We start from the raw sequence: 26,282 nt of genomic DNA on the forward strand, positions 1-26,282 counted from the left end.
TCCTTCAGCCGTGGGAGGCTTCAGGTTGAGAACCGATGCGTTCAAACAGGTCAAGGCTTTCGGTGTTGAGCCCCACCACTTCAACCTCTGAGCCGCCTTGCCTGAGTTTCCTGATCAGCTGATTGAGTGCTCCCACACCGCTCTGGTCCCAGATGTGCGCTGAAGACATATCGATGATGATCTTTGCCGGGTGATCATGCACATCAAAGCCTTGAAGGAAATAGATCTTGCTCACAAAAAACAGCTGCCCCGTCACCACATAACGACGCAGATCTGGAGCCACATCCACCGGCTCCACGCGAATCACCTTGGCAACCTTTCTGCTGAAGAGAATGCCCGCCAGCGCCACTCCCGCCAACACACCCAGAGCCAGGTTGTGGGGGGTGGTGAGCATGGTCACAGCAAAGGTCATCAGCATCACGGCCGTATCGCTTTTGGGGATGGAGCGGATCCTGCGCAGGCCCGCAACATCAGCGGTACTGACAGCGATGCTGATCATCACGGCCACCAGCGCAGCCATCGGAATCTGCTGGAGCCAGGGTCTGGCCAGCAGGATCATCGCCAACAGGCTGATTCCTGAAAACAGCGTGGACAGTCGCGTTCGCCCTCCGTTGTCGATATTCATCACGGACTGCCCCACTAGAGCGCACCCCGCCATACCGCCAAAAAGCGACGACGCGATGTTGGCAATGCCTTGCCCCCGTGCTTCCACGTTCTTATTGGAGTTGCTGTCGGTGCGGTCATCCAAGATGTCCTGGGTGAGGAAGGTCTCCATCAGCCCCACCAGTGAAATGGCCAGGGCTGTGGGCAACACAATTCCCAGGGTTTCCAGGCTGAAGGGAACTTTCATGGTCTCCGGCGAACCGAAGGGCCAGCTCGGCATCGGCAATCCTGTTGGCAGATCACCGAGGCTGCTAACGGTCGGGATACCGAAATTGTCCGCCAGATTGAACACCACGGAAATGACCGTCAGCACAACAATCGCCACCAGCTGAGACGGCAAGACCCGCGTCAGCCGCGGCAGGCCGTAGATGATCACCAGACCCAGCAAAACCAGTCCCCAGATGATCGGCAGCTGCAATCCGCTGAACACCACGTCATGGACATGATCAGCCGCCTTGGTTTCGCCGAAATGAAGATTGATGCCTAGTTGAGGCAACTGCGCCTGAAAGATCAGCAGGGCCAGAGCGTTGACGAAACCGCTCAACACAGCCAGCGGCACAAAGCGCATCTGATAAGCGAGCCGCATCCACCCCCAGAGGATCTGCAGGATGCCGGTCACCACGCCGGCAACCAGGAGATAAGCCAGGCCAAGGCCGGGTCCTCGAGCTTCGCCGGTCGCCACAAGCCCCGTCATCAGAAGAGCTGTGGAGCCCGTGGCGGACGTGATCATTGCCGAACGTCCACCCACGAAGGCGATGGTGATCGACAGGCAGAAGGCTCCAAACAAACCAACCTGAGGATCAACGCCTGCAATCCCGGAGAAAGCAATGGCTTCGGGAATCATGGCGAAAGCCACCACCAAGCCGGAAAGAAGCTCCTTGCTGGGGTTACCGATGAAGGACTCCAACCGCAGCGCTGCGGGTCCGCTAGCCATAAATCAATCAGTACGTTCGGCGACCGTATCTCAAAGCGGGCACAGCCGCTGATCAGGATCAATCTCGGCCTTCAAGCGCTGTAGCGATGGCAACCAGGATCCGAATGCATCGCTCAACTCCTGGGCATGACCGGGAAGATGGTCATGGATCTGAGCGAGATGAACCCCGGGATTGAGGGCCCACAACGCCGTGCTCACGCAATCCATCCAATCCAGAGCCCGCGCACGACCCTGCAGATCACCCGGTGCCCAGGCTGCGGTGATCCAGGGTTTCCACTCAGCGTTGCGATGGATGAATGATGTCGACGCTGGGGACACAGTGCTGGTTGCCCCACCCAGTTGCTGAGCGCTGATTCGGCAGGACGGATGGGGTCGTCGCAGCATCCACTCGCGCAGACAATCCACAACGGCCTCGGCGTGTTCACCCCAACGCCCTCCAAGCCGGCCCAGCACCTCACAGTGGGATGGCAAAGGGGCGTGATCACTGGTCAGCCTCCCGAAACCGGGCTGTGACAGCTGATCCGCGCAGCGTTCAGCGGCTTGCTCCGCCAAGGCCCCAAACCAATGGTCTGAGCCTCCAGCGGCACCACTCTGCACGGCGTAAATCTCGAGTTGGTCACCCCAAGACCATTGGAGGCTGGCAGAGGAGGGCCATTCTTCAGCTGCTCGAATCCAATTCGGCAAGGCCTCAATAGCAATGCGCTGCTGCAGAACAGCAAGCGGCTTGATGGGGTGTGTACTGAGCTCCACAGCTGTCACGACAGCCAGGAAAGGAGCGGCACCAAGCAGGCCCCTCCAGCAACACGCGCTGTGTTGATCACCGATGGTGTCATCACGGTGAATGTTGAACGGTTCACCATTGCCCCAAACCCCTTCGATCCGCTGGATGTGATCCATCGCCAGCCCTTGGGAGCGGCTCAGAGGCCCCATACCTCCTGTCAGGAGAAATCCAGAACCGGGTAACCCCGACAGCCCGATCGGCAGAGCGCGTTGCTCGCTACGCAGGCCTTCGAGGACCTCAGCCATGGTCAAACCTGTTCCGATCCTCACCTCAGAAGCCCCCTCCTGGTAGCAGAACTCCCGGTAACGCTGTTTCAGATCAAGCGTCCAAAGTCCATCACCGGCACAACGACTGCTGGTGCCCCCTGAACTCACGAGCAGCTGAGTGGCATGCAGAGAATGCCCCAACACAGCTGACAGAAGCTCAGGGCCAAGATTGAGTCGTCCTTCCGACCGTGCATCCTTCGCCAAAGCATTCATGACCTCACTCCTCCAGGGACGAATAGGTTCGGTAGAGATGCCGACTCAGTGTGACCCTGGCGATTGATGCTTGTTCGGATCGGAAACATGGTGTTCTGATCTGCGGTCATGGGAGCCGGAACCGTCTCGCGGTTGAGGAATTTGAAGGCCTTGCCCGTGGATTGAAGGCCAGAATTCCCGACCTTCCCGTGGAGTACGGCTTTCTTGAATTTGCCCAGCCCATTCTCCGTGAAGCACTCGATCGCCTTCGGGCCCAGGGAGTTGAAAAGGTTCTGGCCATCCCAGCCATGCTCTTCGCTGCTGGGCACGCCAAAAACGACATCCCATCAGTTCTCAACACCTACAGCGCTGAAACGGGTCTGGAGATCGATTACGGACGGGAGCTGGGCGTTGATCGTTTGATGATTGCGGCAGCAGGCGCTCGCATTCGCGAGGCGCTCATGGCGGCGGAACCCTGCCCAGCAGCTGACACCCTGCTGGTGGTGGTGGGACGGGGATCATCGGATCCCGACGCCAATTCAAATGTGTCCAAAGTGACGCGGATGCTGGTGGAGGGCTTCGGCTTCGGTTGGGGTGAAACCGTGTATTCCGGCGTCACGTTTCCTTTGGTGGATCCTGGGCTGCGACACGTTGTGAAACTCGGGTTCAAACGCATCGTTGTCTTCCCCTATTTCTTGTTTTCGGGCGTGCTGGTGAGCCGTATTCGTCAACACACCCATGGTGTTGCCAACGACCATCCCAACGTCGAATTCATTGACGCTCCCTACCTCGGTGACCACAGCTACGTGCTGGACACGTTCCTTGAACGGGTGAACGAAGTGCTTGGAGGAGAAGCGGCCATGAACTGCTCGCTCTGCAAGTACAGAGCCCAAGTGCTGGGTTTCGAGCAGGAAGTGGGCTTGGAGCAGGCCAGTCACCACCACCATGTTGAGGGCCTTACTGAAGCCTGCAATCTGTGTGAGAGGGAGTGCACTGGAGCTTGCCAGCCTGATGGCGTCCCGATTCCGCTCGGCGGCGCTCATCACCACGACCACGACCATGACCACGGCCACAGCCATGGGCATGAGCATGGACACCACCATCCCTATCCCCACGCAGAGCACCCCCTCGGCCCCAGCACACTGCGAGCCAGCTCACAAAAAGACACAACTGAGCCCAAAAGCTGAAGCAATTCAGACAAATCCCCATGCTCAGTCGTCTCTGTCTCAACGCGTCGCGAAAGACACGCAATCATCAGAGGGACTGATCAATGCCAGCGCCTGTGGAAAGAGCGGTCCCTTTTCCACAGGTTTGAGGCTGTTTTCCACGGCAAAGTCGCAAACGTTCAAGCGTTCATGGTGTGCCTGTGAATCATTCGGGTTCAAGCGCCAGGCGGTTGACAACTGAATCGTCGGCAGCCAAGAGGGGCACAACCTTCACAGAGCGCTGCCGGGAAGCAGGCAGGACCATGAGTCTCAATCAAGATCAGGATTCGATGGCATTCAGAAAGGCGCTTTGACGACAGGGGGTGAACTGTGGCTTCCTATCGGTGACTGAACACGCCTGAAAGGCTTGATGGACAGGAATCATCTCGAACGTTGCATCGACGCACAACCACCCAGCAGCGAGTCCGAATCGCCCTACGTGAGCCTTGAAGCAGAGATCCCTGAGGTTCTCTACGAAGGCATGAAGACGTTCATTGGCTCCAATCCCTCCTGGGACCAATACCAGGTGATGAGTTCAGCCTTGGCCCAGTTCCTCTTCCAGAACGGATGCTCGGAGAAAGCTGTGACGCAGCGGTACCTCGATGATCTCTTCAGCCGCAGTCGTTCGCAGGCCTGAGAGCCTCCAGGCAGGCACGACGGGTCACCGCCATCATCGTGAGTGTGGGGCTTTGCCACGCGGATGAAGGCCAGCAGGCTCCATCCACCACGAGCACATTCCTGCAGCGCCAGAGACGGTTGTAAGGGTCAACAACACTCGTGTCTTCACAGAGACCCATGGGTGCTCCGCCCACTTCATGGATGTAGTAGCCCGGAGGCGGGGCGTCGTCTTGAACAGCGAGAGCGCCGCGAACGAAGGGTTCGACAAACGGAAGATGCAGCAAATCAGGGAGTGATGCGGGGGTCCCACCTGCCACACCGATGCAGTCCAAGATCGTGTCTTGCATGTGTGTCACCATCGCCTTTTCGTTAGCCCCCCAGCGGCAGCTGATCATGGGCATCGGCACCCCGAGCGGATCACAGCGATCAGACAATGTGACGCGATTGGTCTTGGAGGCCAACACCTCGCCATGGCCGATCAAAAACCCCAGGCGTTGATCCGGTTGCCTCTTGAGCCACCAGGGTGGATCAAAGCGATTGATCGCACCCCAGAGTCCATAGCCCCGTAGGAATGAGCGCCCCTTGCAATGGGCAGGATCATTGCCGAAAGGAAGAAAAAAGCTTCCCGCCCCGGACAGCACACTCGATGGATCGCGCTCCTGCATCGCCGTCCGCCCGGAGAGCGATGGCACTGAAAAGAAGCGGCAGCAAGACACATGATCCATCAGGCCTTGACCCAGCAAGCCAGAGGAATCATGGAAACCGCGGGAATTGTGGCTGTGCTCCGATTGCAGAAGCAACCGGAGGCTTGCGATGGTGGACGCGCACACCACGATCAGCTCAGCTTCGAGCAGGCGCTGTTCGCCACTGGAACGATCCACCACAACGACGGCTCTGGCTTTGTCCTGCCCGGGATGCAGCAGCAAATTCACAGCCATACAACCGCTGAGCACTTCCACCCGGCCTGTGGCCAGGGCTCGCCGCAGCGTTGAACCATTACTGCTGGACATGGGCCAGCGCGATGCGGAACCTGGAGGGCTGGCGGCAAAACCACGGGAGTGAATCAATGCAACATCCCGATCTCGAAGCAGGAGATTGCGGAAATGTTCTTCCTCCGGAAGCAACGGCAAAGGCGACTCCAGTTGGCCATCGGGAAGATGCTGAAGACCGTCTCGGTTCCCTTTCACCTGAAACAAGCGCTCAAGAGCGCTGTAGTGAGGGTCGAGATCGCCGTGAGCGATCGGCCAGCTTTGTCCGTACCCATCGGATTCAGCAGCCTTGAAGTCAAAGTCAGACAGGCGCAGGGTGATGCCTCCCCAGGTCAGGCTGCGGCCTCCCACCTGACGGCCCTGGGTCCAAAGAAAGGGTTGGTCCGCTGGCGTGCAGTAGGGATCTTGATATTCATCGGCGTACAGGGCCGGATTTTGCTTCCAGTACCCGGGATGTTGGGCTTGCCTTTGATGCCGGCCACTGAGCAGACCCTCCGCTCGACGCAGACTGTTCGCCGGTTCTGATCCGCGTGCCTGTTCAGGAGACCGGTCAGGGCCTGCTTCCACAACAAGCACGCGCACTCCTGCTTCGGCAAGGGTCATCGCAGCCACTCCCCCGGTGGCTCCGGAACCGATCACGATGGCCTCGAACGGATGGTGCGGCATTCGGTGAGAAGCAAACCATTTCTGGTCGCTTGATCGTTAGAAAAAAAACAGGGTTTGCGATTTTGGCTTCAACAACAAGCTGTACAAACGCCCTCCCTCGTGCAGAGACAATCGCACCACAATCGCAAGAAAGCAATAAAAAAACCCCACGACTGCGGGGCTTTTTGAAGTTGGTGGCGGGGGGGAGATTTGAACTCCCGACCTTCGGGTTATGAGCCCGACGAGCTACCAGACTGCTCTACCCCGCGGTGACTCAATCACTATACAACTTGGTGTCGAACGACACCACGAATGTGATCGATCAACGCAGTTCCCCCTCCACTGCGAGATGCACGCCAGGGTTGAGAACCAACAATTGCTCTTCGAGCTCCTGAAGACCTGCTGGCGTGAGCCAATCCAATTGGCGCAACACGTGCAAAGCAACAGCTTGCTTGGCACGACGGGCTCCATCCACAACTTTGATGGCAACGCCGAGGCCGTCTCCTGTTCGGCTGAGGCACTGAACACCCTCGGCACCTCCCTTGCTGATGACCTGATTGTGGGAACGGCGCATCAGCTCGGTGTCGAAACGGCCCTCACCAGCCACAAGCTCGGGATGCGCGAGCATGGCGCGGCTGATTTGCTCCATTTCTGCATGGGTTGAGGCGCCCAGATGGGCATAGAGCAGGCCGATTTGAGCGAGTTGAAGCCTGAGGGTTGGCGCTCCACAGTCGTCCCGTTCTGCCACAAGCTCTTCCGCAGGCAAACCGAGCAGCTCAGCGACACGACGGTTGACTTCCTGCTGGACGGGATGATCGCCACGCAGGTAAGTGTCGAGAGGCCAACCCATCTTCTTGGCCGTGATTAAAAATCCGGCATGTTTCCCGGAACAGTTGTGTTCGAGAGGACTGCGAGCCCCAACGGGGATTGGGCATTGCAGATGGTCGCTTTCCAACTCGGCATTCCACAACAGCCGGAACGCCTCCCGAGCATGGGACGGGGTACCGGCATGAGAGGCACAGCTGATCGCGATTCCCCGCTCTCCACAGCTGTAAGCCTCCGATGCTCCACTGCTGAGCAGGGGCAACGCCTGAAAGGGCTTGAGCGCTGAACGCACGAATGTTTCATGGTCTGGCTCTCCGGCTCTCATCAGCACACGGCCGCGGCTGTCACAGACCACCACATGAACCCGATGACTGGATTCAATCGATGCACCTCGCCTGAGCTGCACGTTCAAAGGAGGGATGACGGGTGCGCGTGCTGAACCTCTGTATCCGGATGGAAGCGGCATAAAGAGACGAGTTCCCTCGAATTCAGAGAGCTTGACAGATGCTGGCGCCCCCGAGCATCAAGCCGGTGACCAGGGCCATGGCCCGAGCGAGGCGACCGAGAATTGGACGCACTTCGTGTTGAGCAAGCAGGAGATCACGCTCCCGCCAGGACAGAGGCTTCTCCCACACCTGACCGTCGTACCAGCCTGACTCTTCGTATTCAACTTGCTCTGACAGCAAGCGTTTGTGCACATAACTCCATCCCAGCCATTGGCGCACCAACAGCAACATCGGCAAGACGAGTGCAGCCACACCCCCTGCCAAACAAAGCCGGATTGGATCGTGACGCAGAGTCCAGCTGCCACTCGCGACTAGAACGCTCACCGGTGAGATCAACAACCAGCTGATCAGAAGGGCCCGATCGAGATCATTCTGAGACTCGCATGGCCAAGTAAAAAACCAAGACCGGGTGAGCTCTGTGAATTCCTCCTGAGGACGCTGCTCAGGAGGCACAGGGCAGGACACGCTAGAGACCATTCCAGGACTCAGTCCTTTGAGGGATTTGAGGCTAAGTGGGGGCGACGCTGGCCGTGGCTCCAGAACGCCTCCAGGTCGTAATAACGGCGCTCGGTTGGCTGAAGAACATGAACAATCACCTCTCCGTAATCCAACAGGGCCCAACGTCCTTCGTTGATGCCCTCCTTGCGGAGCGGCAGGCGCTGCGCTTCGTCCTCGAGCCGATCTTCAACAGATCGGGCGATGGCGCGCACCTGTACATCGCTTTGCCCGCCTGCAATCACCATCCAGTCAGCAAGGCTGGACACTTCATCAACGCGGATGAGCTGGATATCCACAGCCTTGCGGTCATCACAGGCCTCGGCTGCCAGTTCAGCCAGTTGCTCACTATCCATAGACGTTTTCACTCGTGACGGATTGACGGGACCCCTGCTGCTGAGCCATTTCAGCTCGAGCCTTGCTCGCACTCTTGCGCAGAGCCTCCAGGCGATCCTCGTAAAACCCCCTCTTCTTCTTTTTTCTGGTCTTCTCGACGAGATCCTTGAGGGCACCGCCAAGGCTTTTGTAGGCATTCGGAACGCTGTAACCGAAGCGGCAGGCGAGATCGATCGCACGCTCATCAGCAGCGATTGCATCACGCAAGCGCTTTTCAGCGTTGTTTTTGAGGTAAAGCCGGTATCCGGCAAATCCGGACAAGCCCAGGGCCATCACCAGCAACAACCCGTCTTGAACCCAGAGTTCACCGATGGCACCCCCGAGACCGATGGCAAGAGCAGCCATCTCCCAACCATCACGGGGAATGGTGTCGTTCTGAATCCGGCCCACCTCATGCCAGAAGAGCAAGTTGCGGTAGTCCAGCGCCAGGCTGTCCCAGGCATCGAGGTCAACCTGGATTTCCACTTCGTCGCGACCGATTTCCTCCAGCGTGATCAGAGCGGGATCCACCGCAGCAGCAGCCTCAACGAACACCCAGCTCTGCATCTCGGGGGGCAGCAGCCCCTTCAGGCGCTGGAGTTCGCTCATGATTGTCGTTGTTTCTCCTGACCCTCAAAGTTAGCGACTCAAGCGCACAAGGTGCCGGAATCTCAGCCTTGCCCATGGGCTGCGTGGGAGACTCATAAGGTTTGGCCATTCACCATCTATGCCCAGGCGGAACGATCTGCAGCGCATTCTTCTGCTGGGTTCCGGGCCGATCGTGATTGGCCAGGCCTGTGAATTCGACTACTCGGGAACCCAGGCCTGCAAGGCCCTGAGAGCGGAAGGTTACGAAGTTGTTTTAGTCAATTCGAATCCCGCTTCGATCATGACCGATCCGGAAATGGCGGATCGGACCTACGTGGAACCTCTCACCCCTGAGGTCGTCACACGGGTGATCGAACGGGAGAGGCCGGATGCACTGCTTCCAACCATGGGGGGGCAGACAGCACTGAACTTGGCTGTTGCACTGGCAGAGAACGGCACGCTTGAGCGTTTCGGCATCGAGTTAATCGGTGCTGACCTCAAGGCCATCCGCAAAGCGGAGGATCGCCAGCTGTTCAAACAGGCGATGGAACGCATCGGCGTGCAGGTCTGCCCTTCAGGGATCGCATCCTCGATGGATGAAGCCAAGGCTGTGGGCGACTCCATCGGCTCATTCCCTCGCATCATTCGTCCGGCCTTCACGCTGGGAGGCAGCGGAGGAGGGATTGCCTACAACCCAGAGGAGTTTGATGCCATCTGCAAGAGCGGCCTTGATGCAAGCCCGGTTTCGCAAATTCTGATTGAGAAGTCACTGATCGGCTGGAAGGAGTTCGAACTCGAGGTGATGCGCGATCTCGCCGACAACGTCGTGATTGTGTGCAGCATCGAGAACCTCGATCCGATGGGAGTGCACACGGGGGACTCGATCACCGTGGCCCCCGCCCAGACGCTGACGGATCGGGAATACCAACGTCTCCGAGACCAGTCGATCGCAATCATCCGCGAAATCGGCGTTGCAACGGGCGGCAGCAACATTCAGTTTGCGATCAATCCAGCCGACGGCGAGGTGGTGGTCATTGAGATGAACCCCCGCGTCAGCCGATCATCAGCACTGGCCAGCAAGGCCACGGGGTTCCCGATCGCGAAGATCGCCGCGAAGTTAGCCGTCGGATACACCCTCGACGAAATTCTCAACGACATCACAGGCAAGACACCGGCCTGCTTTGAGCCAACGATCGACTACGTCGTTACCAAAGTCCCCCGCTTCGCCTTTGAGAAGTTCCGCGGATCGCCAGCTGTTCTAACCACAGCGATGAAATCCGTTGGCGAGGCCATGGCGATCGGACGATCGTTTGAGGAATCCTTCCAGAAAGCGCTGCGCTCCCTCGAGACAGGCCTTTCTGGTTGGGGAGGTGATCGACCGGAACCAACCGTTCAACCCGCTGAACTTGAGCGGTCCCTGCGCACTCCCTCCCCCGAGCGCATTCTCAGTGTGCGTGCCGCGATGATTGCCGGGCGGAGCGATACCGAGATCCATGCTCTCAGCAACATCGACCCCTGGTTCCTCGCCAAACTTCGCCAACTCATCGATGCTGAGAAACGACTCCTGCACGGCAAGCGTCTGGATCAGCTCTCAGGCGATGCCCTGCTCGAGTTGAAACAACTCGGTTTCTCTGATCGACAAATTGCCTGGCAGACAAGCAGCGATGAACTGGCAGTTCGCCAGCGGCGCAGCTCGCTCGCCGTTCTCCCCGTTTTCAAAACTGTCGACACCTGCGCTGCTGAATTCGCGTCCTCAACGCCTTATCACTACTCCACTTACGAAAGGCCAGTGGCTCAGATCACCGCCAGCGGAGATCTCACCATTCAGGCACCAGCTTCTGAAGTCACATCAGACCCGCGGCGCAAACTGATGATCCTTGGCGGTGGTCCGAACCGGATAGGCCAGGGCATCGAGTTCGACTACTGCTGCTGCCATGCCTCCTTCTCCGCACAGAGCCAGGGGTACTGCACGGTGATGGTGAACAGCAACCCGGAAACAGTCTCCACCGACTACGACAGCAGCGATCGTCTGTACTTCGAGCCCCTCACCTTTGAGGATGTGCTGAATGTGATTGAAGTGGAGCGCCCTGCAGGGGTGATCGTTCAATTCGGTGGTCAGACGCCACTCAAGCTCGCTCTTCCTCTATTGCGATGGCTCGAAACACCGGAGGGGCAATCCACCGGCACGCAGATTTGGGGAACGACTCCTGAATCGATTGATCTTGCCGAGGACCGTGAACAGTTCGAAGCCATTCTTCGACAGCTAGACATTCGCCAGCCACGCAATGGCCTTGCACGCAGTGAAGCGGAAGCCAGGGCAGTCGCCGAAACAGTCGGCTATCCCGTGGTGGTCCGCCCCTCGTACGTCCTGGGTGGTCGCGCCATGGAAGTTGTCTATGACGAGAACGAACTGAATCGCTACATGAACGAAGCCGTTCAGGTTGAGCCTGATCATCCGGTACTCATCGACCAGTACCTGCAAAACGCCATTGAGGTGGACGTTGACGCCCTCTGCGATCACGAGGGCACAGTCGTGATCGGTGGACTGATGGAACACATCGAACCTGCAGGCATTCATTCCGGTGATTCGGCCTGCTGCCTTCCCTCCGTCTCCCTGGGGACTGAAGCGCTCAACACCATCAAAACCTGGACAAAAGCATTGGCGCTTCGGCTGAACGTGCGTGGACTGATCAACCTTCAGTTCGCTGTACAAAGAGCAGAAACCGGTGAAGAAAGGGTGTTCATCATCGAAGCCAACCCAAGAGCATCAAGAACCGTCCCTTTCGTCGCCAAGGCCACGGGTGTGCCTCTCGCTCGCATTGCAACACGGCTGATGGCAGGAGAGAGCCTCGCGACCATCGGGTTGTTGCAAGAACCTCGCCCGCCCCTGCAAGCTGTGAAGGAGGCTGTTTTGCCATTCAGACGTTTTCCAGGTGCAGACTCGCTGCTCGGCCCTGAGATGCGCTCCACCGGAGAAGTGATGGGGTGGGCTCCAGACTTTGGAATGGCCTACGCCAAAGCCGAGATCGCTGCAGGTGAAGCCCTGCCGACGGAGGGTACGGTGTTCCTGTCAACGCATGACCGCGACAAACCGGCCTTGATTCCGGTCGCGCAGCGTCTGATCGCTCTTGGATTTGATCTGATCGCGACGGCTGGCACCGCCCAAACCCTTGCTGAGGCAGGGGTGACGGTGACCCCTGTGCTCAAGGTGCATGAAGGCAGACCGAACATCGAAGATCAGATCCGCTCAGGGGATGTCCAGCTCGTGATCAACACCCCCATCGGCCGCCAGGCTGCTCACGATGATCGCTACCTCAGGCGAGCGGCCCTCGACTATTCCGTACCCACGCTCACCACCCTGGCAGGTGCCCGCTCCGCGGTTGAAGGAATCGAGGCTCTTCAGTCGCGGAGCATCGACATTCACGCGCTGCAGGATGTTCATGCAGGGGTTGAGTCCCGGTAAGGTCACGGAAGATTGATCAAGCCCAGTGACCGTCAGCACTCCCGCGCAAACATCACCAGGCAGCGACTGCCGCGAGGCTTTTAGGGCTGCTTATGAGAACCGTTACACCTGGGATCCTGGCTTCTCCGGCTATCGCGGACGTTGCATCTGGCAACAGGGCGACCGCACCGTCGAGGGCCGCTTCGAAGTTGGTGCCGACCTGAAGGCCAAGGTGACAGGCGTTGACGATGCAGAGGTTGAGAAGGCCATGGCATCCCAGCTCTGGGAAGTGGCGATCCACCGGGTTCGGAGGTCTTTCGATCAGGTGCACGGTGACAACACGTTCACTGCGGGAACCACCAGCGATGAAGGTCTGGAAGTCCTGATCGGCGGCAAGGGTGAGGGAGACCGCTACCGCATCAAAGATCGGGTGGTTACCATGGTTCACCGTCATATTCACGGAACTGTGGTCACAATTCACACCGGCAGTACCACCGACACGGGGTCTGGATACCTCAGCCGTACTTACACAAGTCAGTATGCGGACCCATCAACCGGCGAAGCTCGCGGCGGACTCAGCCGTTTTGAAGACACATTCATGCCACTCGAATCCAACGGTCCCTGGGTTCTTGAGCAACGGGTGATCAGCACCGAAGCGCACGGCCAAACACCGGCTAGCACTCAGTCTTTCCTCTTCCTCGATTGTTCCAGCCTGTGATGTCCGTCTCCATCGCGACTCTGAGGAGTCTGAGCCTCGAAGAGGTCAGTTCGGTTGTCTGGGGACCAGCGACACTCGTACTCATTGCCGGTACAGGCCTCTACCTGATGGTGGGCCTGCAGTGGATGCCGCTGCGTCGCTTGGGTTTCGCCCTGAAGGCGATGGTGGCGTCAATGCGAACTGGCAAAAGTTCCGAGCAGTCCGGTGAAGGCGAGGTGAATGCCTTCCAAGGCTTGATGACGGCCCTCGCTGCAACAATCGGCACAGGGAATGTGGCCGGAGTCGCTGCAGCGATTGGGGCTGGAGGACCAGGTGCCGTGTTCTGGATGTGGCTTGCGGCTGTTCTTGGCATCGCCACCAAATACGGCGAATGCATGGTGGCCGTTCAGTTCCGTGAGGTTGATTCTCTGCGCGACCATGTTGGCGGTCCGATGTACGCCATCCGCAATGGTCTTGGTCCCCGCTGGGCCTGGCTCGGCATCGTGTTTGCCTTGTTCGGAACCTTCGCTGGATTCGGAATCGGCAATGGTGTGCAGGCCCATGAATTAGCGAGCGTTCTGAGCAGCTATGGCATCCCCCCCCTGGCAACAGGCATCGGGATGGCTCTCATTACCTTTGTTGTGATTATTGGTGGAATCCGCCGAATCGGTCGCGTGGCAGGTGTGGTGGTTCCAGTGATGGCTGGGATTTATGTTCTCAGCGCGCTTGTGATTCTTTTACTTCACGTCGGTGAGATCCCAGCGGCATTTCAGCTGATCGTGCAGGACGCTTTTACAGGTCGGGCAGCAGCTGGAGGGGCCGTGGGTGTGGTGATCCAAAAAGGAATCGCTCGTGGAGTGTTCTCCAACGAAGCCGGCCTGGGAACGGCTCCGATCGCGCAGGCGTCAGCTCGTCCAGGAGATCCAGTCCTTCAAGGTGCCGTCGCCATGCTGGGAACCGTGATCGACACGCTGATTATTTGCACAATGACGGCGCTCGTGATTGTGATCAGTGGTCGCTATCTAGACAGTGAACAAGGTGTGATGTTGACCAAAAGTGCTTTTGATTGGGCCTTGCCTGGTGCCGGCCATCTTGTGAGTTTTGCAACAGTCACGTTCACGGCAACCACCATCCTTGGTTGGAGCTTCTACAGCGAACGCTGCCTGGAATTTCTCGCTGGTGTTCGTCCGATTCGCTGGTTCCGTCTGGTCTGGGTGGCGGTGGTCGTCATTGGAGCCACCGCCAGCTTCGACGTGGTTTGGTTAATTGCCGACATCCTCAACGGATTGATGGCAATCCCGAATCTCTTGTCCTTGCTACTTCTCTCCCCAGTGATCTTCAAGCTCACCAGGGATTACAACTTCAACCGTTCTCAGGCAAAGGAGTGACGTTCTTCAAGCGTTCATTCAGTTGCATTGCCATGGTCTGACGTCCAACAGCTAACACCTTGAGGGTGTCTTCATGCATCCTCAGCTGTGCATCGGCCACTTGCATCCCGCGTACAAGCTCCTTGAGCTCATCGGGCAAGGCGTTGAGGTCATAGCGCTTGCCTTCAAAGGTCAGAACCGGATTGTCGGACGGAGTGGTTGTCATGGCTTTCAGCAAGATGCGAGCGAAACACCTGAAACTTAACGCTGGCGATCACGAATCATCTGCCGTTCACACAGTTCGCGATAACGCCCGTTGTGCTGCATCAAGGCGTCATGGGTTCCCTGCTCGATGATCGAGCCATTCTCGAGAACAACAATCCGGTCTGCTTCCTGAACAGTTGCCAGTCGATGCGCAATCACCAGCACTGTCCGGCCGCGCATGGCCTGACGAAGGCCTACCTGCACAGCAGATTCCGCTTCGGCATCCAGCGCACTGGTGGCTTCATCGAGAAGCATCACAGCAGGGTCCCCAAGAACGGCGCGGGCGATGGCGATGCGCTGAAGCTGCCCGCCAGACACATTGGTTCCCCTCTCTTCCAGATGGGTCGCGTATCCCTCCGGGAGGTTGATAATGAAATCGTGGGCATTGGCCAGACGGGCCGCTTCCACGACTTGCTCTTGGCTGGCCGCGCGACCGAAGCGAATCGCTTCGGCAATGGTGCCTGAGAACACACTGCTGCGCTGCGGAACCAGGGCCACCTGCTGGCGAAGATCACGGGCCCTCACTTGGGCCAGATTCTTGCCGTCCAGCAGCACCTGACCACTCTGCGCGGTGTTGAAACGCAGCACCAATGAAAACAGTGTGCTCTTGCCAGCCCCCGATGGCCCCACCAAAGCCACAACAGTTCCCGCGTTAATCGTGAGGTTCAGGTCATGCAGAACGGGTTGATCGGGGCGATAACCGAACTGAACATGTTTGAAGACGAGATCACCACGCAACCGGTCAAGAGCAAGAGCAGGGTTGGGATCGGCCGGTTCAGACGGCTCCTTCTCAATCGCCCGCAAACGGCGCAACGAAGCCTGGCCCTGCTGAAACTCGTTGTAGTTCGTGGTGAGGTGAGCAATGGGGTCGATCAGCACCACAAGACCGGTCACGTAACTGGTCAGCCCTTTGCTGTCGAGATCTCCATTGCTCAGCCTGTAAGCCGCAAGCACGAGAACCACCGCAATACCCAGAACCTCGATGATGCCGACGACCGGATGTTGTAGAGCGACCAGCCGGTACGTGTTGTAGCGGGCCCGCCTGTGCTGATCGATCTCTTGTTCGAAGCGGCCCTGCAACCAAGGTTCGGCCGCGAAAGCGCGAACGAGAGGCAAGCCCTCAATCGCCTCACCCAGAAGCCCGGCCAACTCACTCACCTTTTTCTGACTGCGTTCAGTGGCGGCCATGACCCTTCCACCGAACAGACTGATCAACCACACGATCAACGGCGCCAGCAGAAGGATCGCGAGGGTGAGTTTCCAGTCGAGCCAAAGCATGTAGCCGAGCACAGCCACAAGCTGAAGGGCACTGGGGATCGTGTCGTGGAGGGTTTTGTAGATGACTTCGCTGACGCGGTCGGCGTCTTCGGTCAGGCGATAGGTGAGGTCCCCAGCGGAAAGCTTCTCGAGGGCACCGAGTTCCACCTGCTGCAGCTGCCGAAAGAGATCCCTGCGCAGGCTCTGGCTCACCTGCAGTGCCGGACCAGCCAGCAGAGAGTCTTGGGCGAATTGAGCAAGCTTCTGTAGCAGAAACACCACCAGAACCAGGCCGATCACCGGAAGCACAACCGCGAGATCGCCAGAGCCGAGAGCAGGAATCAGGCGTCCGACCAGATCCATCAGCAGCGGCCAGCTGCCGACAAAGAGGATCATGCTGATGGCCCCCCAAAGCAGCTGGATGGAGTGCGGGCGCAGAAGAGGAAGAAGTCTGCGGAATCCGGCTTCGGAAGGGTTCAGCATCGGAGCACACTATCAATGGCATCTGGACGAACTGCCGCAATGAAGCTCGATCAATTCCTCAAATGGCAGGGATGGGTTGCCACAGGGGGGGAGGCCAAGCTGCGCATCCGTGATGGGCAGGTGCAGGTCAACGGCAGTGTGGAATCCAGGCGAGGACGGCAACTGATGGCTGGAGATCGTGTTGAACTCGGTGGAGAAAGCGCCACTGTTCCCGAAAATCCTCAGGCTGGGCCGTAAGTTGGCTGCTGCTGAGCAGCAGAGGACGCAAGCGTGCGCAAACCGGTGATCGCAGGAAACTGGAAGATGCACATGACCTGTGCCCAGACCCGGGATTGGATGGGCACCTTCCTACCCCTTATCGCCGAGACCCCGGATGACCGCCACTTGGTGATCGCTCCACCGTTTACGGCGATCAGCACGCTTGCGGATGTTGGAGCTGGCAGTCGGGTTGAAATCTCCAGCCAGAATGTGCACTGGGAAGGGCATGGGGCTTACACGGGTGAAATCTCGCCGGCCATGCTTCAAGAGCACGGCGTGCGCTACGCCATCGTTGGCCACAGCGAGCCACGGAAATACTTCAGCGAAAGCGACGAACAGATCAATCATCGGGCCCGTTCAGCACAGGCGCACGACTTGATTCCCATCGTCTGCGTCGGCGAAAGCGATGAGCAGCGCAGCCGCGGTGAAGCGGAACGGGTGATCCGTCGACAGGTGGAGCAAGGCCTGGAAGGTCTCGACCCGCAACGCCTGGTTGTGGCCTACGAACCGATCTGGGCCATCGGTACAGGAAAAACCTGTGAATCGGCGGAGGCGAATCGGATCTGTGGATTGATCCGCAGCTGGGTTGGTTCACCTGATCTGATCATTCAATACGGAGGATCGGTGAAGCCAGCCAACATCGATGAGCTCATGGGCATGAGCGACATTGATGGTGTGCTGGTTGGAGGCGCTTCGCTCGATCCAGAAGGTTTCGCCAGGATCGCGAATTACAAAAAAGGCTGATCCAACGATGCGCCATCCCACCTGCTGGGGCCGCAGACCAGCTGTCATGGGGGTGATCAACCTCACACCCGATTCCTTCAGCGATGGAGGACAGTTCAACAGTGCCAAGCAGGCCAGAAAAGAGGCTGATCGGCAGATCAACGATGGTGCCGACGTGCTCGATCTCGGTGCCCAGAGCACTCGACCTGGGGCCGAAGAAGTGGGAGAGGAGGAGGAGCTCAAACGTCTGATCCCGTGCCTCCAAGCCATCAGACGCGACCATCCCGATGTGATCATTTCTGTGGACACCTTTCTCGCTGCTGTGGCCACAGCGGCGCTTGAAGCAGGTGCTGACTGGATCAACGACGTGAGTGGAGGCCGGCGCGATGCAGGCATGCTTCCGTTGATCGCGGACGCGGGCTGTCCTTACGTGCTGATGCACAGCAGGGGAGACAGCGCTTCGATGGACGCCTGCACCAATTACGGCAGCGAGGGTGTGGTGAACGCAGTCCGACGAGAACTGCGGGAGAGCACCAAGCGGGCCTTGAGGCAAGGAGTGAAAGCAACGCAACTCATCTGGGATCCAGGCTTGGGATTTGCCAAAGACAATGAACAAAACCTTGAACTGATTCGCCAGCTCGAAGAATTCCAACGGGATGGCATTCCCCTGCTGCTGGGGCCCTCTCGAAAACGTTTCATCGGCGCGGTTCTAAACCAGCCACGACCCAAAGCACGCATCTGGGGTACCGCAGCGGTCTGTGCCCGTGCCCAGGCTGCAGGCGTTCATGTGTTGCGGGTTCATGATGTCGGTCCAATCCATCAGGTGGTGAGCATGGGCGAAGCCGTGGCTCGGAACACCTGATTGGCTCCGCTAGAACAGAGCTCCTTTCGAGTTTCAGACACCCATGACAGCGGAGCATGCGCTCACCCTTCTTTACGACGGCGGATGCCCACTTTGCGTGCGGGAGGTTGAGTTCCTACGCCGAAAAGATCAAGGCCAAACAATGCAGTTCGTAGACATTAATGCTGCTGATTATTGTCCTGAAACTTGGAGCGGGATTACTTACCGCCAGGCCATGGCCCGAATTCATGCCATCGATGCCGAGGGAACGGTTCTCAAAGATGTCGCTGTGTTTCGCGCTGCTTATCGCTTGATTGGTCTGGGCTGGATCTACGCACCAACCAAGTGGCCGCTCATTGGTCCGGTCATCGATGCCGTCTACACGGTTTGGGCCCGCTACCGACTGCTGATCACCAGACGACCTTCATTGGATCAGCTATGCAACGAACGTTGTGAACGAACCGGGGCATGAACCCCGGTTCGATTTGGCGGCCTTCACGCTGCAGGAGTAACTCCTTCGATCCGATCCTCAACCTCCTGATAAAGCTCTTGGAGTTGTTGGATGTTTTCGTCGGACGCTTCCCAGTATCCGCGGCCATTCACCTCGAGGAGTGTACCGACGATGCGCCGGAAACTGTGAGGATTCAACTCCAACAAACGCTTGCGCATCTCCGGATCGTTGATGAACGTTTCGTTCGCTTCCTCATAGACGAAGTTATCAACAGCGCCACTGGTGGCACTCCATCCGAGGGTGAAGTTAAGACGCTTGGCCACTTCACGAACGCCCTCATAACCAGAATCGAGCATGCCTTCATACCACTTGGGGTTGAGGAGCTTGGTCCTTGAATCCAGGCGAATGGTCTCACTCAAAGAGCGCACCTGAGCATTGGCAGTTGTCGTGTCGGCGATGTAGCTGGTCGGAGCTTTGCCGTCGTCACGCAGACCCTTGATCAGTTTTGTGGGGTCACTATCGAAATAGTGGCTCACGTCCGTAAGTGAAATCTCTGCTGAGTCGAGGTTCTGGAACGTGACATCAGCTGTTTTCATCACATTTTCAAAGACGTCACGCTTCTGATTCATCTCGCCAGGATTGTCTGCGTTGAATGCAAACGTTTTCCTGGAAAGATACATCTCCTGCAACTCACCCTCTTCTTCCCAGGTGCTGTTTTCAATAGCAAGGTTGACATTCGAGCTGTAACTTCCGCTGGCATTCGAGAAGACCCTGCAAGCAGCATCTCGGAGTGACGTGCCTTCCTTCTCAGCTTGCTCCAAAGCATGCCGGCGGACAAAATTCTGCTCAAGAGGCTCATCAGCCTCAGCAGCCATCTTCACAGCCTGGTCGATCAACGCCATCTGATTGATGAACAGATCACGGAAAACACCGGAACAGTTCACCACCACATCAATCCGAGGGCGACCCAACTCTTCAAGGGGAATCAACTCAAGCTTGTTGACCCTGCCCACGGAATCAGGCATTGGCTTGACACCAACGAACCAGAGAATCTGCGCAAGAGATTCACCATAGGTTTTGATGTTATCCGTACCCCAAAGAACACAGGCAATCGTTTCTGGCCACGTGCCCTGTTCTTCGCGCTGACGCTCAATCAGCTTATCGACCACACCTTTTGCTGCTGCAACAGCTGCACGGGTTGGGATGGCCTGAGGATCAAGGGCGTGGATGTTCTTACCGCTGGGAAGAACACCTGGGTTACGGATTGGATCACCACCAGGCCCTGGAAGCACATATTCACCGTCGAGAGCCTTCAGCAGACTTTCCATCTCCATATCGGCACAGATCTGTCCCAGACAGAAGCGCAAATAGGCGAAAAGCTTGTCGAGTTCTGTAGAATCAATGCTGGTGAAGCCGGCTGCACAACAGGCTCTCAACCAGGGGGTCGGCAGCTTGAAGCCGAACTTGGTCAGCAGATCAAGAAGCCATCCGAAATTACCGCGCATATTCACTCGACCATCGAGCCCTGTGAGGGAGCGAACCATCGAGCCAATCGCAGCACGCGATGTTTCGGTGATCGTTCGGTTCAGCTCGACATCGGAGAGAACACCTTCATCATTTCCCCGATAGATGTCCTCGATGCTGCGCCCCATCGCTTCGGCCAGCAGTCCTGGCAGTGAGCGAAGGCCATCTTCCTCACGCTCCAGCGCAGCGATATTCACAAGGGTGGCCACCGCTTCTTCGGCGGTGGGGGGCTTGCCGATGGTGTGAAGACCGCAGGGAAGCAGGCGGCTCTCAATCTCCATCAACTGGCGATAAACAGCACCAACAAGAGCATCCCGACCTTCAAGCTCAAGGGATGCCGCATCCTCCTCAGGAAGATCAACATCTTTATCGAGGTTGCACTGACGGGCCGTTTCAACAATTGTGTTCACGATCTGCACGCCGCGACCGCCTTCACGCAGTTGCTGATAAGAGCCAACCAGCTCGCCAAGTTCCTTGAGACCTTTATACAAACCAGCGTTTTCAGCTGGCGGCGTGAGGTAGCTGATCGTGGAGGCATAGCCCCGACGCTTGGCGATCGTAGCCTCAGAAGGGTTGTTTGCCGCGTAGTAATAGAGATTCGGCAGAGACCCGATCAATGAATCCGGATAACAGGTTTCACTCATGCCCATCTGCTTGCCGGGCATGAACTCGAGCGAACCATGGGTCCCGAAATGGAGCACAGCATCAGCGCCCCACACCTTCTCGAGATAGGTGTAGTAGGCAGCGAAGCCATGGTGAGGACTCGCACTGCGGGAGTAAAGCAGGCGCATCGGATCGCCTTCGTAACCGAATGTGGGCTGCACCCCCACAAACACGTTGCCGAAGTGACGGCCGTAAATCAGCAGGTTCTGCCCGTCGCTGTTCAGATTTCCGGGAGGCTTGCCCCAGTTCTCTTCCAAACGCTCGGAGTAAGGAGTGAGCCGCTCGTACTCCTCAACACTCATGCGGTGGGCGATTGAAAGCTCCGGTGCCCCCTGCATGGCTTCAGGGTCATTGATCACCGCTTCCATCAGGGTTTTGGAATCACGCGGTAGATCCTGAATGTCATATCCCTTCGCCTTCATCTCTTCGAGAACGCGATGAATGGATCCGAACACGTTGAGATACGCGGCGGTTCCAACATTTCCCTTGTCTGGAGGAAAGCTGAACACAGTGATCGCCAGTTTCTTCTGCTGACGCGGCTTGATGCGCAGAGATGACCAGCGGATCGCCCGTTCAGCGATGGCGTCAACCCGATCTTGGAGGGTGTGGGCCTTGCCGGTTGCATCATCACGGCCGGAAAGAACAATGGGCTCGATGGCACCATCCAGCTCAGGAATCGCGATCTGCAAGGCCACCTGCACGGGGTGGAGGCCAAGATCACTCTCCTCCCACTCTTGCGTGGTCTGGAAGACCAACGGCAACGCCACCATGTAGGGACGGTTGAGCTTTTTGAGCGACTCAATCGCCTTCGGGTGGTCTTGGCGGGCCGGACCACCAACCAGGGCGAAGCCAGTCAGCGACACAATGCCGTCGACCAAAGGCTGCTCTTGGTTGAGGGGGTCATAGAAAAAGGCGTTGACCGGCTTGGAGAAATCGAGACCACCGCAGAAGATCGGAATCACTCTTGCGCCCCGAAACTCAAGTTCCTGGATGACGGCGACGTAGTGCGCGTCATCGCCGGTCACGATGTGACTGCGCTGCAACACAAGACCGATCACCGGTCCCTTGCGGGCCTCATCCGACAGATCGGGCCGGCTCGACGTCCAGTTGAGGTATTCCTTGAGGTCCTCAAACATCGTGGGGGCCAGGGGATGCCAGATGCCCAGATCGGGGAACACCTCGGGCTCCGCCACCTCCATGATCGGACGCTCCTCGCCCTCAGCTGCTGGGAAGACGTACTTGTCGGCCAGCATCAGCAGGAAATTCCTGAGATTTTCGGGCGTACCTCCCAACCAGTACTGAAAACTGAGCATGAAGCTGCGCGCATCCTGCGCCTTCTCCACAGGCAGGTATTTGAGGACTGTCGGAAGCGTGTTGAGGAGCTTGAGCATGGCGTCCTGAAAACCAGCACCACCGGCTTCCTTCCGCTTTTTCATGAAGCCGGCAATGGCGCTCTTGCTCTGCCCAAGCTGCGCCATTGAAAAGGAGCCGAGCTTGTTGAGGCGCATCACCTCGGGCATCGAGGGGAAGACCACAGCAGCCTTGAGACGATCGCGATGGGGTGCGACAGCCTCAACCACTTTCTGCGCGAGGTCCTCAATGAAAATGAGGGAGGCGATGAACACATCGGCCTCGCTGACATCACGCTTGAAATTCTCGTAGTTGTCGGGATCGCGGAGTTCCTCGATCAGATATCCACAAAGGTCGATGCCGAGATCGCCTTCCGCGGCATTCAATGCGGTGGCGGCCTGGGTCAGTGCGTTCTGGTACTGGGGCTCAAGAACCACGTACACCGCCTTCATGACGGACTTGTGGTTTTGACCCTCCACAGGAGCAACGCGACGATCAGCGGAGCGGACCTGTGTGAACATCTGCACTCTTTGAGCAATGTGAAGAACACTACGGTGAGGTGAGCTCGCGGTGCGAGTGTTTGAGCGCTGGTGTTACAAGTCGCCCTCGAGCCCATAGGCTCAAGCCAGTGATTGCAGTGCCATGAGTTCAGCGGCGGGTGGATCGATCCCGGTGGTGGTCACCGGAGCCCTCGGAAGGATGGGTGCTGAAGTGATCCGTGCCGTCCAAGCCGCGGAAGACTGTCGTCTCGTGGGTGCTGTGGACACCACGCCCGGCACCGAGGGGCAGGATGTGGGCGAGCAGCTTGGGCTCGGCCACCTCGATGTGGCCGTGACCGCTGATCTGGAAGGGTGCCTGTGTGCCTGCAGCCAAGCCGTTCGCGATGACGGTCGAGGCCAGGGAGCCGTGATGGTGGACTTCACGCATCCCTCGGTTGTCTACGCCAATACCCGCGCAGCGATTGCCTATGGCGTGCACCCCGTGATTGGCACGACTGGGCTCTCACCGCAGCAAATGAATAACTTGAGCGACTTCGCGCGCAAAGCATCCATCGGCGGCGCTGTGATCCCCAATTTTTCGGTGGGTATGGTTTTGCTGCAGCAGGCTGCTGCTGCAGCGGCACGTTTTTATGACCATGCCGAGCTCACGGAGCTTCATCACAACCGCAAGGCCGATGCACCCAGCGGTACGTGCATCAAAACGGCTGAACTCATGGAGGAGCTCGGCAAAACCTTCAACCCTGAAGAGGTCGAAGAGCATGAATCCCTTGAAGGGAGCCGCGGTGGTCGCCGCCCCAGCGGACTCCGCCTTCATTCCCTCCGCCTGCCGGGTTTGGTCGCGCACCAGGAGGTGATGTTTGGAGCACCAGGCGAAACGTATACCCTGCGCCACGACACAATCGATCGCTCGGCTTACATGCCAGGGGTTCTGTTGTGTGTGCGTCGGGTGCGTCAACTCGAAGGGCTGGTGTACGGCCTGGAACGCTTGATCTGATCGACGATGCTTCTGCCTCTGCGACCGGGAGAACTGCAGCGTCTGATTCCGGCAGTCGCCACGGGAACGCAGTTCAAAGCAACTCTTGGCAACCCCCGCAAAATCCTTCAGCGCTTGCTGATCTCAGGGATTGGCGGAGTTATCACCCTTCTCATCAGCCAAAGCCTGTCGTTCAACCGCTGGGGGTCGGTCTGGCTGATTGCAGGGGTGGTCCTTCTCCTCTACATCCTCTGGGGGCCCATTATTGAAGCGGGGCGCCGCAACGCTGAGCTGCGTCGCTACCCGGCAGCGGCTCTCTTCGAAGGCGAAGTTGCGGAGGCGTTCACCGAGGAACGCGTGGAGAACCAGCGTGAACAGGCCGATGCCAATGGACGCCTTGAACTGGTTGAAAGCAGACGAACCTGGATGGTCCTCGAGCTTGCCGATGAGGATGGTTATCTCGGCAGGATCAGCTTCCCGATGACCAAGTCCCACGGCCTGATCCGGGCAGGACTGGTGATCCGATGCATCGTGCTCAGTGATCGCAAGGATTTCAGTCGCTTGGGTGCGCTCTCGGATGCCTGGTTGCCCGAGGTCCGTCTCTGGATTGGCGACTACCCGTTCTTGCTGAGGCCTGCATTCGAAGACCTTTGCCGACTGCGCCTACGCCGATGAGCTGGCAGCTGAAATCAGAAGTTCTGAAAAGATGCGTTACGCTATGTAAAGACGCCTGAGACACATGTCTGAAGTACCTGCCAACGCTCCTGTCATCCGCGGCGCCACTGTGACCACCGAAGACGGCGGTCGTTTGAATGCGTTTGCCACTGAGCCCAGAATGGAAGTGGTGGACACCGAAAGCGGTTGGGGCTTTCACGAGCGCGCCGAAAAGCTGAATGGACGGATGGCCATGCTCGGCTTCATTGCTCTGCTTGCAACTGAGCTCGCCCTCGGCGGCGAAGCCTTCACCCGCGGCCTTCTGGGCATCGGCTGATTCCTTGCCAATTCCGATGGCAACGGACCGGATCCTGATCGTGGGAGCCGGTCCTACCGGTTCCCTTCTCGCTTTGGGTCTTGCCCAACAGGGCTTTCAAGTCTTGTTAATCGATCAACAAGCGCGTCCTGATCTTGTTGAACGGAGCCGGGCCTATGCCCTGACCCATTCCTCGAGACGTTTGTTGCAACGTCTCAACCTCTGGGAACAACTCCACCAATTTTCCTCTCCCTTCGACGCTCTTCGCCTCGACGACAGAGTTCTGGGATTAACGGCCTGGTTCCGCCGCGGTGATCTCAGAAGCGGTAATCGAAGATCTGAATCAATCGGCTGGATCCTGGACCACAAGCCGCTGATGGCGGAACTCCTGGATCAGTTGGACTCCAACACGTTGGTTGAGCTTCATTTCAACGCTGATGAAGTCAGCTGCCGCCACTTTCAGCAACAGGCTGATTGGATTGTCGCCGCTGATGGTGCTTATTCAACACTGCGGAAATCCAGAGCCATGGCTTTCTGGACTCATGCCTATCAACAGGGGTGCATGACCGCCAAGGTCTCCCTCGAAGGTGCGCAGGAACGCTGCGCCTACGAATTGTTCCGGGCTGAAGGACCCATGGCTGTCTTGCCCCTCGGAGGCAGCGATTATCAGGTGGTTTGGAGTGCACCTCTTCAGCACTGCCGCCAACGGACGCAGCTTCAACCGCAACAACTGCTGCAGCAACTGGCAGCGATCCTTCCTTCGGGGCTCCGTCCAACAGCTCTTTTGGATCGACCTGGGGCATTCCCTCTGGAACTCAGCCTCGCACCCCGACTCAACAGTTCGAATCTGCTGTTGGTGGGTGAGTCAGGCCATCGCTGCCACCCCGTTGGTGGACAGGGTTTGAACCTCTGCTGGCGCGATGTGAGCGATCTGCTCGATCTCACGGCATCGAAAAGGATCAATGGTTCCCTGCCAGCGCATCTGGGGCGCCTCTACAGCTGGCGACGGCTCCCGGATCTGATCGGTGTGTTGATCTCCACAGACCTTCTGATCCGCCTGTTCTCCAATCGTCAGCCGCTGATCCTGCCGATGCGGTTTCTGATCATCAAGCTCTTAGCGCACGCACGGTGGATTCGTCGCATCAGCCTGTCGGCCATGACGGATGGTCCTGGCACCTTGTGGTCCCGCTTGCCAGAGTATGGGCAAAAGATTGCCCGCCATGGTGATCAGCAGCGATCCCCAACCCCAGCCGAGCCCCGCTCTACTCAGTTTTCTTCAGCAAAAAATGGGGCTGAGTGACAACGCAATCAATCTGGGACTGCGCCAAGCAGCCCTGGAGCAGGCTCCTCTCCCTGTGGTGCTTTGGAGCTTCGGCCTGCTCAACCTCAACCAATATCAGGATGTTCTGAACTGGCAGTACCAGCACGAGTGAGCGA

24 protein-coding genes and 1 tRNA gene are annotated in these 26,282 nt (G+C 58.0%); 14 read left to right on the forward strand and 11 right to left on the reverse strand.

Annotated features, from left to right (window positions below):
- Positions 1-4 precede the first annotated feature (4 nt).
- Both SynBMKMC1_RS07860 and SynBMKMC1_RS07865 read right to left on the reverse strand, forming a co-directional pair.
- Positions 5-1,597, reverse strand: a complete 1,593-nt coding sequence (locus SynBMKMC1_RS07860) for a SulP family inorganic anion transporter (protein WP_186471328.1) — start codon at positions 1,595-1,597, stop codon at positions 5-7.
- Positions 1,598-1,627: 30 nt separating this feature from the next.
- Entirely contained in the window at positions 1,628-2,857 is a 1,230-nt protein-coding gene (locus SynBMKMC1_RS07865; protein ID WP_186471329.1) for an FAD-binding protein, read from the reverse strand.
- A gap of 50 nt (positions 2,858-2,907) precedes the next feature.
- Between SynBMKMC1_RS07865 and SynBMKMC1_RS07870 the strand changes: the two genes are divergently transcribed.
- Complete coding sequence (locus tag SynBMKMC1_RS07870; RefSeq protein WP_186471330.1) at positions 2,908-4,023, forward strand: sirohydrochlorin chelatase; 1,116 nt, start codon at positions 2,908-2,910, stop codon at positions 4,021-4,023.
- A gap of 388 nt (positions 4,024-4,411) precedes the next feature.
- On the forward strand, positions 4,412-4,678 hold the full coding sequence (locus SynBMKMC1_RS07875; protein ID WP_011933327.1) for a DUF2811 domain-containing protein: 267 nt from the start codon (positions 4,412-4,414) through the stop codon (positions 4,676-4,678).
- On the opposite strand, the gene SynBMKMC1_RS07880 is transcribed toward SynBMKMC1_RS07875, so the two are convergent.
- The 6 genes from SynBMKMC1_RS07880 to SynBMKMC1_RS07905 all read right to left on the reverse strand — a co-directional run bounded on the left by SynBMKMC1_RS07880 (position 4,653) and on the right by SynBMKMC1_RS07905 (position 9,103).
- Positions 4,653-6,314 (reverse strand): GMC oxidoreductase, encoded by a 1,662-nt coding sequence (locus SynBMKMC1_RS07880; protein ID WP_186471331.1) that lies wholly within the window; start codon positions 6,312-6,314, stop codon positions 4,653-4,655. The two genes, SynBMKMC1_RS07875 and SynBMKMC1_RS07880, sit on opposite strands and share 26 nt — an antisense overlap.
- A gap of 171 nt (positions 6,315-6,485) precedes the next feature.
- Positions 6,486-6,562 (reverse strand) — tRNA-Met (locus SynBMKMC1_RS07885).
- A 53-nt stretch (positions 6,563-6,615) separates the two neighbouring features.
- Entirely contained in the window at positions 6,616-7,584 is a 969-nt protein-coding gene (locus SynBMKMC1_RS07890; RefSeq protein WP_011933329.1) for an asparaginase, read from the reverse strand.
- A 22-nt stretch (positions 7,585-7,606) separates the two neighbouring features.
- Positions 7,607-8,101, reverse strand: coding sequence for a CGLD27 family protein (locus SynBMKMC1_RS07895; RefSeq protein ID WP_186471332.1), 495 nt, complete (start codon positions 8,099-8,101; stop codon positions 7,607-7,609).
- 8 nt (positions 8,102-8,109) lie between these two features.
- Positions 8,110-8,475: a ribosome silencing factor gene (gene rsfS, locus SynBMKMC1_RS07900; RefSeq protein WP_011933331.1), complete on the reverse strand. Its 366-nt coding sequence runs from the start codon at positions 8,473-8,475 to the stop codon at positions 8,110-8,112.
- Positions 8,468-9,103: a DUF3318 domain-containing protein gene (locus SynBMKMC1_RS07905; RefSeq protein ID WP_011933332.1), complete on the reverse strand. Its 636-nt coding sequence runs from the start codon at positions 9,101-9,103 to the stop codon at positions 8,468-8,470. Before SynBMKMC1_RS07905 ends, rsfS begins: the two co-directional genes overlap by 8 nt.
- Before the next feature lie 118 nt (positions 9,104-9,221).
- Between SynBMKMC1_RS07905 and carB the strand changes: the two genes are divergently transcribed.
- From carB to SynBMKMC1_RS07920, 3 genes are read left to right on the forward strand one after another with little or no spacing between them, the layout of a single operon-like run.
- Complete coding sequence (gene carB / locus SynBMKMC1_RS07910) at positions 9,222-12,545, forward strand: carbamoyl-phosphate synthase large subunit (RefSeq protein ID WP_186471333.1); 3,324 nt, start codon at positions 9,222-9,224, stop codon at positions 12,543-12,545.
- A 25-nt stretch (positions 12,546-12,570) separates the two neighbouring features.
- The gene (locus tag SynBMKMC1_RS07915) at positions 12,571-13,242 is read left to right on the forward strand and encodes a DUF3386 domain-containing protein (RefSeq protein WP_186471334.1); all 672 of its coding nucleotides are present in this window, start codon (positions 12,571-12,573) and stop codon (positions 13,240-13,242) included.
- Positions 13,242-14,609, forward strand: coding sequence for a sodium:alanine symporter family protein (locus SynBMKMC1_RS07920; protein WP_186471335.1), 1,368 nt, complete (start codon positions 13,242-13,244; stop codon positions 14,607-14,609). Before SynBMKMC1_RS07915 ends, SynBMKMC1_RS07920 begins: the two co-directional genes overlap by 1 nt.
- On the opposite strand, the gene SynBMKMC1_RS07925 is transcribed toward SynBMKMC1_RS07920, so the two are convergent.
- Together SynBMKMC1_RS07925 and SynBMKMC1_RS07930 are read right to left on the reverse strand one after the other, a co-directional pair.
- Positions 14,584-14,814 (reverse strand): DUF6447 family protein, encoded by a 231-nt coding sequence (locus SynBMKMC1_RS07925; protein ID WP_186471336.1) that lies wholly within the window; start codon positions 14,812-14,814, stop codon positions 14,584-14,586. The two genes, SynBMKMC1_RS07920 and SynBMKMC1_RS07925, sit on opposite strands and share 26 nt — an antisense overlap.
- 35 nt (positions 14,815-14,849) lie before the next feature.
- A complete protein-coding gene (locus SynBMKMC1_RS07930) occupies positions 14,850-16,592 on the reverse strand; it encodes an ABC transporter ATP-binding protein (RefSeq protein WP_186471337.1) in 1,743 nt (580 codons plus the stop codon).
- A 39-nt stretch (positions 16,593-16,631) separates the two neighbouring features.
- On the opposite strand from SynBMKMC1_RS07930, the gene SynBMKMC1_RS07935 reads away from it, so the two are divergent.
- The 4 genes from SynBMKMC1_RS07935 to SynBMKMC1_RS07950 are packed head-to-tail and all read left to right on the forward strand — an operon-like array spanning position 16,632 to position 18,886.
- Positions 16,632-16,829: an RNA-binding S4 domain-containing protein gene (locus tag SynBMKMC1_RS07935; protein WP_011933338.1), complete on the forward strand. Its 198-nt coding sequence runs from the start codon at positions 16,632-16,634 to the stop codon at positions 16,827-16,829.
- A gap of 33 nt (positions 16,830-16,862) precedes the next feature.
- Positions 16,863-17,594, forward strand: a complete 732-nt coding sequence (gene tpiA, locus SynBMKMC1_RS07940; protein WP_186471338.1) for a triose-phosphate isomerase — start codon at positions 16,863-16,865, stop codon at positions 17,592-17,594.
- Positions 17,595-17,601: 7 nt separating this feature from the next.
- The gene (gene folP / locus SynBMKMC1_RS07945; RefSeq protein WP_186471339.1) at positions 17,602-18,435 is read left to right on the forward strand and encodes a dihydropteroate synthase; all 834 of its coding nucleotides are present in this window, start codon (positions 17,602-17,604) and stop codon (positions 18,433-18,435) included.
- Positions 18,436-18,478: 43 nt separating this feature from the next.
- Positions 18,479-18,886, forward strand: coding sequence for a thiol-disulfide oxidoreductase DCC family protein (locus SynBMKMC1_RS07950; protein WP_011933341.1), 408 nt, complete (start codon positions 18,479-18,481; stop codon positions 18,884-18,886).
- A gap of 23 nt (positions 18,887-18,909) precedes the next feature.
- Here SynBMKMC1_RS07950 and SynBMKMC1_RS07955 read toward each other — a convergent pair whose 3' ends face one another.
- Entirely contained in the window at positions 18,910-22,923 is a 4,014-nt protein-coding gene (locus SynBMKMC1_RS07955; protein WP_186471340.1) for a magnesium chelatase subunit H, read from the reverse strand.
- A 121-nt stretch (positions 22,924-23,044) separates the two neighbouring features.
- Here SynBMKMC1_RS07955 and dapB point away from each other — a divergent pair, with 121 nt between their 5' ends.
- The 5 genes from dapB to SynBMKMC1_RS07980 all read left to right on the forward strand — a co-directional run bounded on the left by dapB (position 23,045) and on the right by SynBMKMC1_RS07980 (position 26,278).
- Positions 23,045-23,896, forward strand: coding sequence for a 4-hydroxy-tetrahydrodipicolinate reductase (gene dapB, locus SynBMKMC1_RS07960; RefSeq protein ID WP_186471341.1), 852 nt, complete (start codon positions 23,045-23,047; stop codon positions 23,894-23,896).
- Positions 23,897-23,902: 6 nt separating this feature from the next.
- A complete protein-coding gene (locus tag SynBMKMC1_RS07965) occupies positions 23,903-24,550 on the forward strand; it encodes a hypothetical protein (protein ID WP_011933344.1) in 648 nt (215 codons plus the stop codon).
- Between the two features lie 64 nt (positions 24,551-24,614).
- A complete protein-coding gene (locus tag SynBMKMC1_RS07970) occupies positions 24,615-24,866 on the forward strand; it encodes a hypothetical protein (RefSeq protein WP_011933345.1) in 252 nt (83 codons plus the stop codon).
- A gap of 16 nt (positions 24,867-24,882) precedes the next feature.
- A complete protein-coding gene (locus tag SynBMKMC1_RS07975; RefSeq protein WP_186471342.1) occupies positions 24,883-26,145 on the forward strand; it encodes an FAD-dependent monooxygenase in 1,263 nt (420 codons plus the stop codon).
- Positions 26,066-26,278 carry a DUF2949 domain-containing protein gene (locus tag SynBMKMC1_RS07980; protein WP_041428529.1) on the forward strand — a complete coding sequence of 71 codons (213 nt, stop codon included), beginning with the start codon at positions 26,066-26,068 and terminating at the stop codon, positions 26,276-26,278. The genes SynBMKMC1_RS07975 and SynBMKMC1_RS07980 overlap by 80 nt, the downstream gene beginning before the upstream one ends.
- Positions 26,279-26,282: the final 4 nt, after the last annotated feature.

It is taken from the genome of Synechococcus sp. BMK-MC-1 (genome assembly GCF_014279955.1).
Taxonomy (GTDB): Bacteria; Cyanobacteriota; Cyanobacteriia; order PCC-6307; family Cyanobiaceae; genus Synechococcus_C.